This is a genomic window from Mycobacterium sp. WMMD1722 (assembly GCF_049315205.1).
In the GTDB taxonomy this organism is placed as follows: domain Bacteria; phylum Actinomycetota; class Actinomycetes; order Mycobacteriales; family Mycobacteriaceae; genus Mycobacterium.
On sequence record NZ_CP186056.1, the window covers coordinates 3,317,429 to 3,334,978 of the forward strand.

The window sequence follows — 17,550 nt, forward strand, 5'->3', positions numbered from 1 at the left end:
CCGCCCGCCGTCCGACCACCGACCCCGATGCGGCGGGTGGCAGCAGCCAGCTTCGTCGGCACCGCGATCGAGTACTACGACTTCTACATCTATGGCACCGCGGCGGCACTGGTCTTTCCCCGGGTGTTCTTCCCCGACCAGAGTCCGACGACCGCGACCATCGCGTCCTTCGCGACGTTCGCCGTCGCCTTCCTGTCCAGACCGCTGGGGGCGGGCATCGTCGGGCACTTCGGCGACCGCATCGGACGTAAACGCACCCTGGTCGCCACCCTGCTGATCATGGGGATCGCGACGGTGGCGGTGGGTCTGGTGCCCTCGGCGGAGTCGATAGGCGTTGCGGCCCCGCTGATTCTGCTGACGCTGCGGCTGGCGCAGGGCTTCGCCGTCGGCGGCGAGTGGGCGGGTGCGGCGCTGCTAAGCGCGGAGCACGCGCCGCCGCACCGGCGCGGGATGTACGGCATGTTCCCCCAACTCGGCGTCGGCGCGGGCCTGGTGCTGAGCAACGTCCTCTTCCTCGTGGTGAACACGACGATCGGCGAGCGGAGCCCGGCGTTCATGTCGTGGGGTTGGCGAGTGCCGTTCCTGTTCAGCGCCGTCCTGGTCATCGTCGCGCTCTACGTCCGGCTCAGCGTCGCCGAGACGCCGGTGTTCGCGGCGGAAAGGCTGCGGGCCAACATCTCTCGCACGCCCGTTCGACAGCTGTTCGGTCATCAGCGCCGGCAGGTGATGTTGGCCACCGGGGTCATGTTGGCGATCTTCGGCTTCAGCTTCATGGGCGGCACCTATCTGATGGGGTACGCGAACACCGCACTGCGCCACCCGCGGGAGCTGATCCTGGCCGTCGGCATCGTCGGTGGGTTGACCATGATGGCGATGACCGCCGTGACGGCCACGCTCTGCGACCGACTGGGTCGGCGCCGCCTGGTGCTGCTGGGCTTCGCCATCGGGTTGCCGTGGTCCTTCGCCGTTCTGCCCCTGCTGGACACCGGATCCGCGCTGTGCTTCGCGGTCGGCATCGCCGGCACCTACGCGGTGCTCGGCGTCTCCTACGGGCCGCTGGCATCCTTCATCCCGGAGATCTTCGCGACGCGCTACCGCTATTCCGGTGCCGGACTGGCGTTCAACCTCGGCGGCATCGTCGGCGGCGCGGTACCGCCACTGATCTCGGGGGCGCTGCTGGCCGCGTTCGGCAGCTGGGCCATCGGACTGATGATGGGCGTGCTGGCGCTGGCCAGTCTGGCCTCGACCGCGCTGCTCCCGGAGACCATGGGCACCCGCCTCGACGAGGTGGGCCTCACAGCCGCGGGTTGAGCACCTCGGCGAGCACCGTCCGCGCAACCGCGACCTCGGTGGCGTCCACGGCGGGATGCAGTTGGCCGCTGCCGAAGAAGAACACGACGGCATCGTCGGTCAGCGCGAAGTCCGCACAGTCCGCCGGGTCGAGGACCAGCGGTAGACGGGCCTGGGTGCCGATCTGCCGCGCCACGGCCGGTGCGATCACCTCCAGCGCACGGGTGCCGGACGGGAACAGGGTCGCCCATGTGATGGGCGCCTGGGCGGCGAGGTCGTAGGGAAAGGCCCGGTACGTCGTCGCGGGCCGGCCGTCACAGAGGTTGCGGTACACCTTGACGACCACGGTCCGCGTATGGCCGGAGCTGTAGGTGCGGCTGGTGGCGTCCAACTCCAGGTGGGGCTCGGGGTCGGCCGGTCCGAGCGACGCGACCAGAGCCCCCGCGCGGGAGTCGAAGTCCCGCAGGACCGCGGTGAGGTGGTCGACGACCTGACGCTCCTGCGCTCCGGTGGCGCGGACGCTGAGGTAGGCGGTGGCTGAGTGCTTCGCGGCGACGCCGAAGGCGCGGTCTCCATCGGTGGCGGCGCCGTCGGTCGAGGAACACCCGCGGATGGCTGGGCCGGGACCCGCCGCGGAACCGATCATGGCGGCGACGACGGCTGAACGGACGGTTTTCATGACCGTCAGCGTCGAACCGGGCCCTCCAAGGATTCTTGGAGGATTCTTGGCGCCGGGGTTCAGGCGGCGGGTGAGAAGGCGGCGGGCGGCACGTCGACCGCGCCGTCGGCCGCGGCGACCATCGGGGCGCAGGGCGCGCAGACGGTACTGCCGAGGGTGGGGTAGCCACAGGCCCGGCAACTGGTCATGCGGTTCTCCGTAGGAGAGTACGAGGCGAGCATGCGGGTTCCTTTCACGTCGGAGCCTCTGTACCCGTAGTCGCCGGCCTTCACGCCTGTGGCGCGGACAACAGCAGCAGTGGCTGATTAAGCACAGCTAATGTAGGTCGCGAATATTTAGCTGTACTGCATCATGGGGGCGCCCTACCGTCGACTCCGTGCTCTCCCCGGTCCTCTACGGCTTCGTATCCTCGCTGACGCTGATCGTCGCCATCGGTGCGCAGAACGCCTTCGTCCTACGCCAGGGGATCCGCCGAGAGCATGTCGCCGCGGTCGTGGCGTTGTGCACCGCATCCGACGTCGCCCTCATCGCCGCCGGTATCGCCGGCATCGGAGTCCTGCTCAGCGCCCGGCCCGGCGCCGTCGACATCGTCCGCTACGGCGGTGCCGCCTTTCTCATCGCCTATGGCCTACTCGCCGCGCGGCGCGCCTGGCGGCCGGCCGCGCTCACCCCGTCGGACCGGGGCCCGACCCGACTGGTCGAGGTGCTGCTCACGTGCGCGGCGTTCACCTGGCTCAATCCGCACGTGTACCTCGACACCGTCATCCTGCTCGGCGCTCTCGCCAACGAGCACCGCGACCAGCGCTGGCTGTTCGGCGTCGGTGCGGTCAGCGCAAGCGCGGTGTGGTTCGTATGCCTGGGTTTCGGCGCCCAGCGGCTCACCGGACTCTTCGCCTCCCCCACCGCCTGGCGCGTCCTGGATGCCGGGATCGCGGTGGTGATGGCAACACTCGGGCTGACGCTGCTCCTGGGTTGACGCTTCTGGGTTGACGGCGCAGATGTCACAACTCCGTACGAACAAACCCTTACACCAGCGAATTCGAGGCGTACGCTGGAAGCAGGCCTGGAGCCCCTCTGAACGGTTGTTCTCCCTAGCGCCGCGATGCGGGGTTCCAGGCCATTTTGCTGCGCAATGTCTGTGAATCACCTGGACTGCGCAGTCACTGCCGTCACTTGCGGCTCACCAGGTATCTTCTGCAACAGCAAACAGGCTGCGTTCGGCCGACGAGGCTCAGGTTTGCGAAGTCGGACGGCGGGTGATCAATATTCATGCCCACCTCCAGATCCGTGTTCATCACCGGCGCCGCTGCCGGAATCGGCCGCAAGACCGCGATCGCCTTCGCCAAAAAGGGATACACCGTCGGCGCCTACGACATCGACGCCGATGGACTCACCTCACTCACCGAGGACATCGAACGCATCCGCACCACCGTGCTCACCGGCCATCTCGACGTCACCGACAGCGCCGAGATGGCCGAACGCATCGGGGAATTCACCGCCGCCACCGGCGGACGCCTGGACGTGATGATCAACAACGCCGGCATTCTGCGGCCCGGCCGGTTCGCCGAGCTGGACCTCGCGGGCCATCACAAGGAGATCAACATCAACGTCAAAGGTGTCGTGAACGGTCTGCACGCGGCGTTCCCTCATCTGCGGGACACCCCGGGTTCGGTGGTGGTGAACCTGGCGTCCGCGTCGGCGATCTACGGTCAGGCCGAACTCGCCAACTACAGCGCCACCAAGTTCTTCGTCCGCGGCATCACCGAGGCCCTCGATCTGGAGTGGGGACAACACGGCATCCGCGTCATCGCGATGTGGCCGCTCTACGTCCAGACCGCCATGACGCACAACGTCAAGATCGGCACCACCGAGTCGCTCGGCATCCGGTTGACCGCCCAGGACATTGCCGAGTCCATCGTGGCGGCCACCGAGCCCTCGGCCCTGCGGCGCGCGATCCACCAGGTGCACTATCCGGTCGGGGTGCAGAGCAAGGTGCTGGCCACCGGCGCCCGCTTCTCCCCCGCCTGGCTGACCCGCCTGGTCAACAAGAAACTCGCGGATTCCTGAGGCGGTGACGCCGACCCACCCGCTACGCTCGCCGCGTGCCCTCTGCCTGGTCGCGGCGCAGCTTTCTCGCCATGACGGCGGCCGCCGCAACCGCCGTGGCCGGGTGCGGCAAGGACGAACCCGGCGCCGTCGCCAAGGACGGTTCGGTCACCGTCGCGCACGTCTTCGGTGAGACCCGCATCCCGGCCCCGCCCACCCGTGTGGTCAGCGCCGGCCTGACCGAGCAGGACGATCTCCTCGCCGTGGGCGTGGTGCCGATCGCGGTCACCGCATGGTTCGGTGACCAACCGTTCGGTGTGTGGCCCTGGGCCCGAGGCAAACTCGGGGCAGCGCAGCCCGCGGTGCTCAGCCTGGCCGACGGCATCCAGGTCGATGCGATCGCCGCGCTGCGGCCCGACCTGATCGTCGCCACCAACGCCGGCCTCGACGCCGACACCTACACCCGGTTGTCCCAGATCGCCCCGACGGTCGCCCAGAGCGCTCCCGCGGCGTTCTTCGAACCGTGGAAGGACCAGGCCACGGTGATCGGCCAGGCGGCGTTCCAGGCCGAGGAGATGTCGAGGCTGATCGACGACGTCGAGCAGCGCTTCGCCTCGGTCGCCACCGACAACCCCGGGTTCGCCGGCAAGAAGGCGATGCTGCTGAGCGGAACCCTGTCCGGTGACGGTGTGCACGCCACCCCGCCGGGTTGGCAGACCGACTTCCTCACCTCGATGGGGTTCACGGTCCCCGACGTGCCCGACACCGTGCCGCGCGACCGTCTCGCGGCGGTACTGCGCGGCGCCGACGTGCTGATCTGGACCACCGAGAGCGACGCGGAACAGGCCGCGGTGCTCGCCGACCCGGTGATCGCGACACTGCCACCCGGCCGCAACGTGTTCACCGGAAAGGACCTCGCGGGCGCGATCGCCTTCGCCTCACCGCTGTCCTACCCCCTCGTGGCGGACGCGCTGCCACCGCTGCTGTCACGCGCGCTGCGCTGATCCGTCGAGGAGAACCCATGCCCGAGCTGATCTATCGCGTCGTCACCGCATGCGCTGGTGTGGGTTACGGATTCACCAGGGCCTCGATGGACATCGCGCTGCAGGGCCGGATCGACGCCGTCATCAACGACGCCGGCTCCATGGACGCGGGGCCGTTCTATCTCGGCGCGGGCACCCAGTACTTCGAGCGGGAGTCGGTGAAGACGGACTTCGCGGTGCTCGTCGAGGCCGCACGCGCCAAGAACTGCCCGTTGATCATCGGCACCTCCGGGATGGCCGGCGGCACCCGCAATCTGGACTGGATGGTCGACGTGGCCAAGGAGGTCTTCGCCGAACAGCGGGTCACGGACTGGACCGTCGCGCTGATCGACTCACAACTCGACAACCACCGGATGCTGGACCGGTTGCATGCCGGTGCGCTGCGCCCGTTGGGCGCCATGCCGGCCGTCGACGAGCAGGAGCTGCTGTCCAGTGTTCTCGTCGGCCAGATGGGGATCGCCCCGCTGATCACCGCCCTCGACGAGGGAGCGGACTGCGTGCTGGCCGGCCGGGCCTGCGATGTCGCGCTGTTCGCCTCGGACATGATCCGGCGTGGGATCGATCCGGGCCTGGCCTATCACGTCGGCCACGTGCTGGAGTGCGGCGCGCTGGCGTGCGACCCCGGCTCGCCGTCGGACTGCCTGATCGCCGAGGTCTACGACGACGGCACCGCGGTCTTCGTCGCCCCCAATCCGCAGCGCGCCTGCCGGCCCTACTCCATCGCCGCGCACTCGCTCTACGAGGAGAGCCACCCGGAACTGCAGTCCTATCCGGAGGGCGTTCTGACCCTGCACGACACCGAATACTTCGCCGTCGGCGACCGGATGGCCGGGATCCGCGGGTCGGTCTTCGCCGGTTCGGACGCACTCAGCATCAAGGTCGAGGGTGCGCGCCGGGTCGGTGCCCGGCGGGTGTCGCTGCTGCCCATCGACCGCACCGCCCTGCCCCGGGTCCCGGCCGACGTCCTGGTGTACGGGCGCAACGGCGTCGAGGCGGCACCGGTATCGGTGCCCGGCGAACGCGAGATCGGCATCCTGATCGAGACCACGGCACCTGAGCAGGCCGACGCCACGTTCCTGGCCAGCCTGCTCACCCACAACCTGATCCACTTCGGCTACCCCGGCCGCAAGGCCACCGCGGGCAACGTCGCCTATCCGCTGTCCCCCAACATCGTGGAATTCACCCGCGAGGACGGATCGGCCGGCGCCCTGGTGGTGCAGGGCAGCCGGGATCCGGTGTTCCAGGAGCACTTCGACTCGATCTGGACAGCGGTGGAATCGCTGGTGGCCGACGACTTCCCGGCCGCCCTCGAGCGGGCCTCCTACACGCTGACGATCGCCGACGCGGACCATCCGGTGGCGCTGGTCCGCACCGTCGCCGACGACGAATTCCAGCTCGCCGGCGCCCACCGGACCGAGGTGCAGCGGCTGGCCGACGTCATGGACCCGAGCGCCCGGCCGCTGCTGGACCTGCCGGCTCCCGACCTCTACGAGTGGACGGTGTACCACCGGCTGACCGACCGGGCCCTGATCGTCTACGAACTGTTCGGGGTCCGGCTGTTCCGGGCCGACCGCGACCGTTGGACCTTCGACCGCGAGGTCCGGCCCCGCTACCGTGCCGTCGGCGAGCCCGACTACCCCGGCGATCTCGACGAGCGCACTCTGTCGGTCATCGTCGACGAGCGCCCGCCCGGCGAGCCGACCGGGTCGGTGGCGCTGCGTGACATCGCCACCGTGATCCGCAGCAAGAACGCCGGGATCAACCGGCTCACCTACGACGTGCTGTTCACCACCGCCGCGGACTATCAGACCGCGCTGCGGTCCAACGCCTTCGCCCCCAGCCGGATTCTCGATCTGCTCCCGGTCGACGCCGACGCCCTGATCGGGGTGTACCGCGTCGACGGCTGCCACGCCATCAAGATCACCATCGACCGCCCGACCGTCTCGGCCTCGGCCGGGGAACGCGACGTCTTCGGCGCCCAGCAGCAGGCCGAACTGATGTTCATGACCGTGCCCACCTACCCCCCAGGAACGCCTGCCAGAATGACGCGGTGACCAGCCTAGAAACCCAACACCGCGGCTCCGCCACCATCGGCTCGGCCTACTATCCGGTGCTCGTTGCGGTGTTCACCGGCCTGGTGCTGATCTCCAACGTCGCCGCCACCAAGGGAGTCGCCTTCGGCCCGCTGCTCACCGACGGCGGTTTCCTCGTCTTCCCGCTCACCTACGTCATCGGCGACGTGCTCAGCGAGGTGTACGGGTTCCGGGCCGCGCGACGTGCGGTGTTCGTCGGCTTCGCCATGCAGGCGCTGGCCGTGCTGGTGCTGTGGACGACCGTGCACCTGCCCGCCGCGCCCGACTACGCCAACCAGGACGCCCTGGCCACCACCGTCGCCTCCATCACCGGGCTGGCGATCGCCGGACTCGCCGGCTTCCTGGTCGGCCAACTGGTGAACGCCTGGGCCGTCGTCCGGATCAAAGAGCGCACCAAGGAGCAGCACCTGTGGGCCCGGTTACTCGGATCCACCGTCGTCGGCCAGTTCGCCGACACGCTGGTGTTCTGTGCGATCGCCGCCCCCATCATCGGATTCGGGGACATCGGGTCCTTCGCCATCTACGCCGCCCTCGGCTGGATCTACAAGACCCTGGTCGAAGCGGCTCTGCTGCCGGTGACCTACCGGGTGATCGCCGCGGTCAAACGGCGCGAGCCCAGCTACCAGCCCGCGGTCTGAGGGTGCGGTAAGGCGCCTCTGGCAAAGTCCTCAAGGTGCGCTCGCCGAACCTACTCGGCGGTAGCTTGGGGTATGACCGCAGTCCCGGACGTCGTGGATCCGCTGACCCTGGGCGATGTGCGCGACTACGGCGACCACGCGCTCCTGCTGCAATTCGACAGCACCGCCGAGGTTCTGGCGTGGACGGCAGCGGTGCGCAGCGCCGAACTGCCCGGCGTCCTCGACCTCGTGCCCGCCTCGCGCACGGTACTGGTCAAGCTCGACGGCCCACGGTACCGGGCGCCGACGCGGCAACGGCTGGCCGCGCTGCGACTGGATCGCGCGGCGGTGGCCGACGCCGTCCATCCGGCCGGGCACCACGCCGACGTGGTGATCGACGTGGTCTACGACGGCGCCGATCTCGACGAGGTGTCCCGGCGCACCGGACTCACCGCCGACCAGATCGTCGCCGCGCACACCGGCACGCTGTGGCGGGCGGCCTTCGGCGGCTTTGCCCCGGGGTTCGCCTACCTGGTCGGCGGCGACGAACGCCTCCACGTCCCCCGGCGCTCCGAACCCCGCACCAAGGTGCCCGCGGGGTCGGTGGGTCTGGCCGGCGAGTTCAGCGGCGTCTATCCGCGGGAGTCCCCCGGCGGCTGGCAGTTGATCGGCCGCACCGACGCCCGGCTGTGGGACGTCGGGCGCGAGAATCCGGCGATGATCACGTCGGGCATGTGGGTGCAGTTTCGAGCCGTCGGCTGAGGAGGACCCCGCCGCCATGACTACCACGACGACCACCAGGCTGGAGATACTGGACACCGGCCCGCTGGCCCTGCTGGAGGACCTCGGCCGTCCCGGGCTCGCACATCTGGGCGTCACCCGCTCCGGGGCCGCCGACCGCCGGGCACACACACTGGCCAACCGCCTGGTGGCCAACCCGGGTGACCGCGCGACCGTCGAGGTGATGCTGGGCGGCTTCACCGCGCGGGTGCACGGCGGCGACGTCGCGGTGGCGGTGACCGGTGCCGACACCTCACCGGCGGTCAACGGAAAGCCGTTCGGCAGCAACAGCATTCACTATGCTCACGACGGCGACGTGATCTCGCTGGGCACACCGCACGCGGGGCTGCGCAGCTATCTCGCGGTGCGGGGTGGGTTCGCGGTCGACGCGGTGCTCGGATCGCGCAGCTACGACGTCATGTCGGCGATCGGCCCGCAACCCCTGCGGTCCGGCGACACCCTGCCCGTCGGCGGACACAGCACCCAATTCCCCGAACTGGACCAGGCTCCGGTGGCGGCGATCGATACCGACGTCCTGGAACTCGCCGTGGTGCCCGGGCCGCGCGACGACTGGTTCGTCGACCCGGATGTGCTGGTGCACACCAACTGGCAGGTCACCAACCGCAGCGACCGGGTGGGGATGCGGCTGGTCGGTATGCCGCTGGAATACCGGTGGCCCGACCGTCAACTGCCCAGCGAGGGCGCCACCAGGGGTGCGATCCAGGTGCCGCCCAACGGGTTTCCGGTGATCCTCGGCCCCGACCACCCGGTCACCGGCGGCTATCCGGTGATCGGTGTGGTCACCGACGACAACGTCGACAAGGCCGCGCAGGCCCGTCCGGGTCAGACCGTCCGGCTGCACTGGTCGCGGCCGCGCCGAACGCCCTGACGCGCGGGCAATATCCGGCCAACTCGGGCATGCACTGGTAAGAACGACAGTGTGCAGCTGCAGGAACCCCGTGCTGTCCGTATCCGCGAGGTGCACACGGCACGGCTGGTCCACACCGCCGATCTGGACCTCGAGACCATCGACGGCGCCCGCCGGATGCTGGACGAGGCTTTCGCCGGCGACTTCTCCGACGACGACTGGGAACACGCCCTCGGCGGTATGCACGCCCTCATCTGGAGCCACGGCACGCTGATCGCACACGGATCGGTGGTCCAACGCCGGCTCCTGCACCGCGGCGCCGCCCTGCGATGCGGCTACGTCGAGGCCGTCGCCGTCCGAGAGGATTGCCGCGGGCTGGGCCTGGGCACCGCCGTGCTGGATGCCCTCGAACAGGTCATCCGCGGCGCCTACCGGATCGGCGCGCTCAGCACCACCGAAGCCGGCCGCCCGGTGTACACCGCGCGCGGCTGGGTGCCGTGGCGCGGACCGACGTCGGTGCTCGCGCCCGGCGGGCTGACCCGAACGCCCGAGGATGACGCCGACGTGCTCGTCCTGCCCAACGGCACCGACCTCGACGTCACCGCCGAACTGACCTGCGACTGGCGGTCCGGCGACGTCTGGTGAGGTGTCCTCACACCGTGCGACGCGACGACGTGAGCGGAATTTCACCCACGAGTCATCGCGGAGAGCGTGCGGGTAACGAGCGCTTCCTACCGTTTCGACCATGTCGCATCGCATCACCGACTGGGATCCCGAGGACACCGTCGCCTGGGAGGCCGGCAACAAGAACATTGCGCGCCGCAACCTGATCTGGTCGGTGGCGGCCGAACACATCGGCTTCTCGGTGTGGTCCATCTGGTCGGTCATGGTCCTGTTCATGCCCGAGAGCGTCTACGGCTTCACCGCCGGCGACAAATTCCTGCTGGGTGCCACCGCCACCCTGGTCGGCGCCGTTCTGCGGATCCCCTACACACTGGCCACCGCCCGCTTCGGCGGCCGCAACTGGACGGTGTTCTCGGCGTTCGTCCTGCTCATCCCCACTGTCGGCACGATGGTGCTGCTCGCCCATCCGGGGTTGCCGCTGTGGCCCTATCTGTGGTGCGCGGCACTGGCCGGCTTCGGCGGTGGCAACTTCGCCTCGTCGATGACCAATATCAACGCGTTCTATCCTCAGCGGCTCAAGGGTTGGGCGCTCGGCCTCAACGCCGGCGGCGGCAATATCGGCGTTCCGGTGGTGCAGCTGGTCGGTCTGCTGGTCATCGCGGTGGCGGGCAACCGGCAGCCGTATTGGGTGTGTGCGGTCTATCTCGTTGCGCTGGCCGTCGCCGGGATCGGCGCCGCGCTCTACATGGACAACCTCGAACAGCACCGCATCGACACCCGGGCGATGAAAGACATTCTGCACCAACGAGATACCTGGGTGATCTCGCTGCTCTACATCGGCACCTTCGGATCGTTCATCGGCTTCGCGTTCGCCTTCGGCCAGGTCCTGCAGATCAACTTCGCCGCGGGCGGGCAGACCGCCGCCGAAGCGTCGCTGCACGCCGCGCAGATCGCATTCCTGGGCCCGTTGCTCGGTTCGGTGTCGCGGGTGTACGGCGGCAAACTCGCCGACCGCATCGGCGGAGGCCGCGTCACGCTGGCCGTGTTCGCCGGCATGATCCTGGCCGCGGGCCTCCTGGTCGCCGTCAGCGCCCTCGACGACGCCGCGACCGGCGCCGCGGGGCCGGCGACGATGATCGGATACGTGGTCGGCTTCATCGCCCTGTTCCTGCTGTCGGGCATCGGCAACGGCTCGGTGTACAAGATGATCCCGTCGATCTTCGAAGCGCGCAGCCATCACCTCGACATCGACGAACAGCAGCGGGTGGCGTGGTCGCGCGCCATGTCGGGTGCCCTGATCGGCTTTGCCGGCGCGATCGGCGCGCTGGGCGGTGTCGGCATCAACCTGGCCCTGCGGCAGTCCTACCTCAGTAGCGGATCGGCCACGGCGGCGTTCTGGATCTTCGCCGCCTTCTACGTCCTGGCGTCGGTCGTCACCTGGTACCGGTACGTCCGCCGGCCCAACCCGGCCGGACTTCTGCCCGCCGGCCGGCAGCGACATGCTTCGGCAATGGCCGGGTAACCCCACCGAAACACGACGTGCATAGACAGGGGACCATGAGTGAGCCTGACTGGGCACCGCTCACCGGCTTCCGGGTGGCGGTGACATCCGCCCGCCGAGCCGAGGAGCTGGCCGCACTGCTGCGCCGGCGCGGGGCCGCGGTGACCAGCGCGGCCGCCATCGCGATGGTGCCGCTGCCCGACGACGAGGAGCTGCGCGCCAACACCGTGGCGCTGATCGACGAGCCGCCCGACATCGTCGTCGCCACCACCGGCATCGGCTTGCGCGGCTGGATCGCCGCCGCCGACGGCTGGGGGGTGGCCGCCGACCTCACCCGCGCACTCGAGAAGGCCCGCATCGTGTCACGCGGACCCAAGGCGACCGGCGCGCTGCGTGCCGCCGGACTGCCCGAGGAATGGTCGCCCGAATCCGAGTCGTCGCGCGAAGTGCTGCGCTATCTGCTCGAAGGCGGCATCGGCGGGCGGCGCATCGCCGTACAGCTGCACGGCGCCACCGACGAGTGGGACCCGTTCCCGGAATTCCTCGACGAGCTGCGCGCCGCAGGCGCGGACGTCGTCCCCATCCGGGTGTACCGGTGGCGACCGGCGCCCCGGGACGGTGAATTCGACCAGCTGGTGGCGGGCATCGCCGACGAGAAGTTCGACGCCGTCAGTTTCACCTCCGCACCCGCGGTCGCCTCGGTACTGATGCGGGCCGGCGAGCTGGGTATCGCCGACCGGGTGCTCGCGGCGCTGCGCACCACGGTGCACGCGATGTGCGTCGGGCCGGTGACCGCGCGGCCGCTGGTCCGGTTGGGGGTGCCGACCTCGGCACCGGAACGGATGCGCCTCGGCGCCCTGGCACGCCACATCACCGATGAACTGCCGCTGCTGCAGGCGCGCACCGTCCGGGTGGCCGGGCACCTCCTCGAGATCCGCGGCACCTGCGTCCTGGTCGACGGCAAGGTCAAATCGCTGTCGCCGGCGGCCATGGCCACGATCCGGGCGTTGGCCCACCATCCCGGCGCAGTGGTCTCGCGGACCGACCTGCTCGGTGCGCTGCCCGGCGGCGGCACCGACACCCACGCCGTGGAGACCGCGGTGCTGCGTTTACGAGCGGCATTGGGCGACCGGCGAATCGTGGCCACCGTGGTCAAACGGGGATATCGGCTGGCCCTGGACGACCACCCGTGAGACGGATCCTCGTCGCCCATGGCACCCGCAAGGCCACCGGCGTCGCGCTCGTCGGCGATCTGGCCGACCGCGTCGCCGACTCCCTCGACCAACCCGTCGAGGTGGCGTTCGTCGACGTCCTGGGCCCCACCCCGGCCGAGCTGCTACGCACCTCGCCGGACCGGCCCACGGTGTTGGTCCCGGCGTTCCTGGCCCGCGGCTACCACGTCCGCGCCGACATCCCCGAGCACGTGCGCGCCAGCGGGCACCCGCATGTGACGACGACCCCGGCGCTGGGTCCCGACCCACGGCTGGTGCAGGTGTTGACCGACCGGCTGACCGAATCCGGATGGCGCCCCGACGATGCGGTGATTCTCGCGGCGGCGGGCACGTCGGACCGCGACGCGCTGCGTGATCTGCACACCACCGCGACGTGGCTCTCGGCGGTCACCGGCGGACGTGTCGAGCCGGCCTATGCGGCCACCGGCACCCCGCGCATCGGTGACGCCGTGGCGGCGGTGCGCCGACGCACCGGCCGCCGGGTGGTGGTGGCGTCCTATCTGCTCGCCGACGGGCTGTTCCAGGACCGGTTGCGCGCCAGCGGCGCGGACGTCGTCACCGATCCGCTGGGCACCCATCCGGGTCTGGTCCGCCTGATCGCCGGTCGGTTCCGCCGGGCGCGGTCACCCGTCGCGGCCTGACGGCGCAGCCGCCAGGACCTGCGCCAACTCGGCCCCGAAGCGCGCCACCCGCACCGCCGTGTCGGCGTCGAAGGCGGCCGGCCGATCGCCGTAGAGGGTGAATACGGTGCACCAACCCGAAGCGTCGAAGACGTTCTGCGCCAACAGTGATCGCACCGGTGTGGTGGCCGCCGCGTCGGCGGCGAAACCGGGCCAGCGGATGTCCTCGGTCAGATCCACGACGCACACCGGCCGACGATCGGCCATCAACCGGAAGTACGGACCCTGCCGACGCCGGCGCGCGATGTTCGCCAGCATGAGCGGATGGACATCGGTAGCGGCCAGACAGCGCAACCCGAAATCGGCCTGGACCAGCGTGATACCGGCGTAATCGGCTCCGTCGATCGCGGCCACGGCGGCCACGGCGATCTCGTCGAGCGCCACCCGCAGCTCCCGGGCCGCTGCCCCGGATGCCCGCACGCGGGTTTCCAACACCGCGTTGACATCACCCCTACCGAACATGCCCGCGCGGTACCCGCCCGGGCGAGCGGTCAAACAATGATTCACCGCACCGTGGCGGGGTAACCGCCCGCCATGGATCTGCACCGCCTGCTGGCACACGTCGAAGAGTTCTCCGCACTGGACCGGGCCGCCGATGCCAGTGCCCGGACCGCGGGGCGGGTGGTCGACGCCTCCGGACTGGCCAGGGTGCTGCGCGGCTCGTGGCTGGGACATCCGGTGCACCCGCTGCTGATCACGCTGCCGATCGGCACGTGGATGTCCTCGTTGGTGTTCGACGTGGCGTTCGAGGACACCGTGACGGCACGCCGGTTGATCGGCGCGGGCCTCATCGCGACGCCGCCGGCCGTATTCGCCGGCTGGGCGGACTACACACTGCTCGACCGGCGCCAGCGCCGGGTCGGTCTGGTGCACGCCGCGTCGAACGCCGCGGGCGTCACCCTCTTCACGCTGGCCTACCGGGCGTACCGGCGCGAACAACCCCGGCGTGCCAGGACGCTCAGTGTGCTGGCGCTGACGGCGATCAGCGTCGGCGGTGCGCTGGGTGGGCACCTGTCCTACGCCCAGGGCGCCGGCATGTTCCGGTGGCAGCCCGCCCGCGCATTGCGCAACCGCAGCCCGATCGAGCATCTGCGCGCCGCCTGAGGTCTATGTCGCGATGTCCACCCGGCCGTCCACGATGCGGGTGCGGTACACCGGCACGGACACCGCGGGGTCATCGAGGCAGCTGCCGTCGTCGAAGGCGAAAGCCTGCTTCTTGATCGGCGATGCGACGATGGCGCGTCCGGCCCGGTCACCGGTCAACCCGCGCGACATCACCGCGGCGCCGGAGCAGGGGTCGATGTTGCCGATCGCGTGCAGTGATCCGTCGTCGAGGCGGAACAGCGCCGCCTGAGCACCGTCGGGCAGCAGTACCCCCACGCCGCGGCCGGGAATCAGATGGTCGTAGCGGCAGGCGGACGTCCAGGTGCTGGTGTCGCCGTCGGTGCGGTGGTCCAGCACGGTCACGGGGTCTCCTGCAGGGGACGGACGGTGGGCATGCCGATCGGTACCGGCACTTTGCGGCCGGCGCTCTCGGTGAACCTGACCGTCGGATCGGCGACGTCCGGGGCGTTGACGAACGACACGAAGCGCGAGAGCTTGTCGGGGTCGTCGAGCACGCCCTTCCATTCACAGGCGTATCCGTCGACGTGGCGCTGCATCGCCGCCTCGAATTCAGTTGCCAGCCCGAGGGAGTCGTCACAGATCACCTCGCGCAGATGGTCGAGCCCCACCTGCTCGACCCACGGTGCGGTGCGCTGCAGCCGGTCGGCGGTGCGAATGTAGAACATCAGGAATCGGTCGATGTAGTGCACCAGCGTCTCGTCGTCCAGATCCCCGGCCAGCAACTGCGCGTGTCTGGGGGTCATACCCCCGTTGCCGCCGACGTAGAGGTTCCAGCCGGTCTCGGTGGCGATCACCCCGACATCCTTGCCGCGCGCCTCGGCGCATTCGCGCGCGCATCCCGACACCCCCATCTTGATCTTGTGCGGGGATCGCAGGCCGCGGTAGCGCAGCTCGAGGTTGATCGCCATCTGCACCGAATCCTGCTGTCCGAAGCGGCACCAGTCGCTGCCCACACAACTCTTGACGGTCCGCAGCGACTTACCGTAGGCCTGACCGGATTCCATCCCGCCCTCGACCAGCCGACGCCAGATCTCGGGCAGCTGGTCGACCGTGGCGCCGAACATGTCGATCCGCTGACCGCCGGTGATCTTCGTGTACAAACCGAAGTCCTTGGCGATCTCGCCGATCAGGATGAGGTGTTCGGGTCTGATGTCACCACCGGGTACCCGCGGCACCACCGAATAACTGCCGTTGCGCTGGATGTTGGCCAGGAAGTGGTCGTTGCTGTCCTGCAGCGAGGCCTGTTCGCCGTCGAGGATGTGCTCCGAACCCGTCGACGCGAGAATGGAGGCGACGACGGGTTTGCAGATGTCACAACCCTTTCCGGTGCCGAAGCGCTCCAGCAGACCGGAGAAGGTGCGGATCTCGGTGGCCGAGATGATCTCGAACAGTTCGGCGCGCGACTGACCGAAGTGTTCGCACAGCGCCTTGCTCTGCTCGACCCCCTCGGCGTCGAGCAACTGTTTGAGCAGCGGCACACACGAACCGCACGACGTACCCGCGAGCGTGCACTTCTTCAGTCCGGCGACATCGGTGCAGCCCCCGCAGATGGCGTCCTTCAGATCACCCTTGGTGACGTTGTTGCAGGAGCAGATCTGCGCGATGTCCGGCAGGGCGCCGACCCCCAGACCGCCTGCGCCGGAACCTGATCCGGCCGGTGCGATCAGCGAAAGCGGGTCACCGGGAAGCTCGCTGGCGACCATCGGCCGCAGCACCCCGTAGGCCGACGCGTCGCCGACCAGGATGCCGCCGAGCAAGGTCTTGGCGTCATCGGAGAGCACCAGCTTGGCGTAGGTCTGCTTGACCGGATCGTTGACCACGACCTCGAGACTGCCCGGGGTGTGTCCTTTTGCATCGCCGAAACTGGCCACGTCGACACCGAGAAGCTTGAGCTTGGTGGACATGTCGGCCTCACCGAATTCGGCGGCACCGCCGAGCAGCCGGTCGGCGACCACCTCGGCGCTGGTGTACCCCGGACCCACCAGCCCATAGCAGCGGCCGTCGATCGCGGCCACTTCGCCGATCGCGTAGATGTCGGGATCATCGGTGACACAGGACCGGTCGGTCAGCACACCGCCGCGTTGGGCGACCGCCAGGCCGGCGTCGCGGGCCAACTGGTCACGCGGCCGCACACCGGCGGCGAAGATGACCACGCCGGCGTCGATGCTGCTGCCGTCATCGAGCGTCACCCGCACCGCATCGTCGGAGCTGGCCTTGCGCAGCGGCTGGTTTCGCTGGGCGGGCACGATCATCCTGGTGCTCACCCCGGTGTGCACCTCGATGCCCAGACCCCTGATCATCCGGGTCAACACCGCGCCGCCGGCCTCGTCGAGCTGCGCGGCCATCAGATGCGGGGACATCTCCAGGACGTGGGTCTGCAGGCCGAAGGCCCGCAGCGCATTCGCGGCCTCCAGGCCGAGCAGACCGCCGCCGATCACCACGCCGACCGGCTTCTTCGTCGCGAGCGCGGCCTGCGCGCCGGCCCGGATGGCGTCCAGATCGTCGAGCGTGCGGTACACGTGGCACTGCGGGAGATCCCGGCCCGGCACCGGGGGCACGAAGGCATACGACCCGGTCGCCAAGACCAGCGCGTCGTATCCGACGTCGTCGCCGTCGGCGGTCCGCACGGTGCGGGCCCGGCGGTCGATGCCGGTGACCCGACTGCCCAACCGCAGGTCGATCAGGTCGTCGCCGGCGTAGTCGTTACCGGGCAATGCCAGCTTCGTGCGATCCCAGTGTTCGGTGTAGCCGGTCAGACCGACGCGGTCGTAGGCGGCGTCACCCTCCTCGGCGAGGACGGTGATCCGCCAGGTGCCGGTGTCATCGCGGGAGCGCAGCGCTTCGACGAACCGATGCCCGACCATGCCGTGACCGACGACGACGACGTCCTTCGTTGCAGACATACCGATCAACCTAGAAAGCCGATATTGCGGCGATGTCGCCTCGTGTGAAGGCCCCATCACGGTGTGCTC

The 17,550-nt window shown here is 69.5% G+C and carries 18 protein-coding genes; 13 read left to right on the forward strand and 5 right to left on the reverse strand.

Annotation, left to right across the window (positions count from 1 at the left end):
* Positions 1–27: 27 nt before the first annotated feature.
* Positions 28–1,311 (forward strand): MFS transporter, encoded by a 1,284-nt coding sequence (locus ACN27E_RS15895; RefSeq protein WP_422749905.1) that lies wholly within the window; start codon positions 28–30, stop codon positions 1,309–1,311.
* Here the strand turns inward: ACN27E_RS15895 and ACN27E_RS15900 are convergent.
* Together ACN27E_RS15900 and ACN27E_RS15905 are read right to left on the reverse strand one after the other, a co-directional pair.
* Complete coding sequence (locus ACN27E_RS15900) at positions 1,295–1,969, reverse strand: hypothetical protein (protein WP_422742879.1); 675 nt, start codon at positions 1,967–1,969, stop codon at positions 1,295–1,297. The two genes, ACN27E_RS15895 and ACN27E_RS15900, sit on opposite strands and share 17 nt — an antisense overlap.
* 59 nt (positions 1,970–2,028) lie before the next feature.
* Positions 2,029–2,157, reverse strand: a complete 129-nt coding sequence (locus ACN27E_RS15905) for a hypothetical protein (protein WP_422742880.1) — start codon at positions 2,155–2,157, stop codon at positions 2,029–2,031.
* Between the two features lie 188 nt (positions 2,158–2,345).
* Between ACN27E_RS15905 and lysE the strand changes: the two genes are divergently transcribed.
* The 11 genes from lysE (at position 2,346) to ACN27E_RS15960 (ending at position 13,414) form a co-directional block, all read left to right on the forward strand.
* Entirely contained in the window at positions 2,346–2,945 is a 600-nt protein-coding gene (lysE, locus tag ACN27E_RS15910; RefSeq protein WP_422742881.1) for an L-lysine exporter, read from the forward strand.
* A 293-nt stretch (positions 2,946–3,238) separates the two neighbouring features.
* The gene (locus tag ACN27E_RS15915) at positions 3,239–4,036 is read left to right on the forward strand and encodes an SDR family oxidoreductase (protein WP_422742882.1); all 798 of its coding nucleotides are present in this window, start codon (positions 3,239–3,241) and stop codon (positions 4,034–4,036) included.
* 35 nt (positions 4,037–4,071) lie between these two features.
* Positions 4,072–5,019 (forward strand): ABC transporter substrate-binding protein, encoded by a 948-nt coding sequence (locus ACN27E_RS15920; protein ID WP_422742884.1) that lies wholly within the window; start codon positions 4,072–4,074, stop codon positions 5,017–5,019.
* Between the two features lie 17 nt (positions 5,020–5,036).
* Positions 5,037–7,112, forward strand: a complete 2,076-nt coding sequence (locus ACN27E_RS15925) for a DUF4387 family protein (protein ID WP_422742886.1) — start codon at positions 5,037–5,039, stop codon at positions 7,110–7,112.
* Complete coding sequence (locus ACN27E_RS15930) at positions 7,109–7,789, forward strand: queuosine precursor transporter (protein WP_422742887.1); 681 nt, start codon at positions 7,109–7,111, stop codon at positions 7,787–7,789. The genes ACN27E_RS15925 and ACN27E_RS15930 overlap by 4 nt, the downstream gene beginning before the upstream one ends.
* 72 nt (positions 7,790–7,861) lie before the next feature.
* Positions 7,862–8,530: a 5-oxoprolinase subunit B family protein gene (locus ACN27E_RS15935; RefSeq protein WP_422742889.1), complete on the forward strand. Its 669-nt coding sequence runs from the start codon at positions 7,862–7,864 to the stop codon at positions 8,528–8,530.
* A gap of 16 nt (positions 8,531–8,546) precedes the next feature.
* On the forward strand, positions 8,547–9,437 hold the full coding sequence (locus tag ACN27E_RS15940) for a 5-oxoprolinase/urea amidolyase family protein (RefSeq protein ID WP_422742890.1): 891 nt from the start codon (positions 8,547–8,549) through the stop codon (positions 9,435–9,437).
* A gap of 51 nt (positions 9,438–9,488) precedes the next feature.
* Positions 9,489–10,061, forward strand: a complete 573-nt coding sequence (locus tag ACN27E_RS15945; RefSeq protein ID WP_422742891.1) for a GNAT family N-acetyltransferase — start codon at positions 9,489–9,491, stop codon at positions 10,059–10,061.
* Between the two features lie 100 nt (positions 10,062–10,161).
* Complete coding sequence (locus tag ACN27E_RS15950) at positions 10,162–11,562, forward strand: nitrate/nitrite transporter (protein ID WP_422742893.1); 1,401 nt, start codon at positions 10,162–10,164, stop codon at positions 11,560–11,562.
* A gap of 35 nt (positions 11,563–11,597) precedes the next feature.
* The gene (locus ACN27E_RS15955) at positions 11,598–12,734 is read left to right on the forward strand and encodes a uroporphyrinogen-III synthase (protein ID WP_422742894.1); all 1,137 of its coding nucleotides are present in this window, start codon (positions 11,598–11,600) and stop codon (positions 12,732–12,734) included.
* Entirely contained in the window at positions 12,731–13,414 is a 684-nt protein-coding gene (locus ACN27E_RS15960; protein WP_422742896.1) for a sirohydrochlorin chelatase, read from the forward strand. The genes ACN27E_RS15955 and ACN27E_RS15960 overlap by 4 nt, the downstream gene beginning before the upstream one ends.
* Here ACN27E_RS15960 and ACN27E_RS15965 read toward each other — a convergent pair.
* Positions 13,397–13,948 carry a hypothetical protein gene (locus tag ACN27E_RS15965; protein ID WP_422742897.1) on the reverse strand — a complete coding sequence of 184 codons (552 nt, stop codon included), beginning with the start codon at positions 13,946–13,948 and terminating at the stop codon, positions 13,397–13,399. The two genes, ACN27E_RS15960 and ACN27E_RS15965, sit on opposite strands and share 18 nt — an antisense overlap.
* 39 nt (positions 13,949–13,987) lie before the next feature.
* Here ACN27E_RS15965 and ACN27E_RS15970 point away from each other — a divergent pair, with 39 nt between their 5' ends.
* On the forward strand, positions 13,988–14,557 hold the full coding sequence (locus ACN27E_RS15970; RefSeq protein ID WP_422742898.1) for a DUF2231 domain-containing protein: 570 nt from the start codon (positions 13,988–13,990) through the stop codon (positions 14,555–14,557).
* A 3-nt stretch (positions 14,558–14,560) separates the two neighbouring features.
* Here ACN27E_RS15970 and nirD read toward each other — a convergent pair whose 3' ends face one another.
* Both nirD and nirB read right to left on the reverse strand, forming a co-directional pair.
* Positions 14,561–14,920: a nitrite reductase small subunit NirD gene (gene nirD / locus ACN27E_RS15975; RefSeq protein ID WP_422742899.1), complete on the reverse strand. Its 360-nt coding sequence runs from the start codon at positions 14,918–14,920 to the stop codon at positions 14,561–14,563.
* A complete protein-coding gene (nirB, locus tag ACN27E_RS15980; protein WP_422742900.1) occupies positions 14,917–17,481 on the reverse strand; it encodes a nitrite reductase large subunit NirB in 2,565 nt (854 codons plus the stop codon). Before nirB ends, nirD begins: the two co-directional genes overlap by 4 nt.
* Positions 17,482–17,550: the final 69 nt, after the last annotated feature.

Bases quoted from the DNA above. Each gene is read 5' to 3' on its own strand.
- ACN27E_RS15970 (WP_422742898.1), top strand. From the start codon at position 13,988: ATGGATCTGCACCGCCTGCTGGCACACGTCGAAGAGTTCTCCGCACTG.
- ACN27E_RS15925 (WP_422742886.1), top strand. From the start codon at position 5,037: ATGCCCGAGCTGATCTATCGCGTCGTCACCGCATGCGCTGGTGTGGGT.
- ACN27E_RS15895 (WP_422749905.1), top strand. From the start codon at position 28: ATGCGGCGGGTGGCAGCAGCCAGCTTCGTCGGCACCGCGATCGAGTAC.
- ACN27E_RS15940 (WP_422742890.1), top strand. From the start codon at position 8,547: ATGACTACCACGACGACCACCAGGCTGGAGATACTGGACACCGGCCCG.
- ACN27E_RS15905 (WP_422742880.1), bottom strand. From the start codon at position 2,157: ATGACCAGTTGCCGGGCCTGTGGCTACCCCACCCTCGGCAGTACCGTC.
- nirB (WP_422742900.1), bottom strand. From the start codon at position 17,481: ATGTCTGCAACGAAGGACGTCGTCGTCGTCGGTCACGGCATGGTCGGG.
- ACN27E_RS15950 (WP_422742893.1), top strand. From the start codon at position 10,162: ATGTCGCATCGCATCACCGACTGGGATCCCGAGGACACCGTCGCCTGG.
- ACN27E_RS15900 (WP_422742879.1), bottom strand. From the start codon at position 1,969: ATGAAAACCGTCCGTTCAGCCGTCGTCGCCGCCATGATCGGTTCCGCG.
- ACN27E_RS15935 (WP_422742889.1), top strand. From the start codon at position 7,862: ATGACCGCAGTCCCGGACGTCGTGGATCCGCTGACCCTGGGCGATGTG.
- ACN27E_RS15955 (WP_422742894.1), top strand. From the start codon at position 11,598: ATGAGTGAGCCTGACTGGGCACCGCTCACCGGCTTCCGGGTGGCGGTG.
- ACN27E_RS15915 (WP_422742882.1), top strand. From the start codon at position 3,239: ATGCCCACCTCCAGATCCGTGTTCATCACCGGCGCCGCTGCCGGAATC.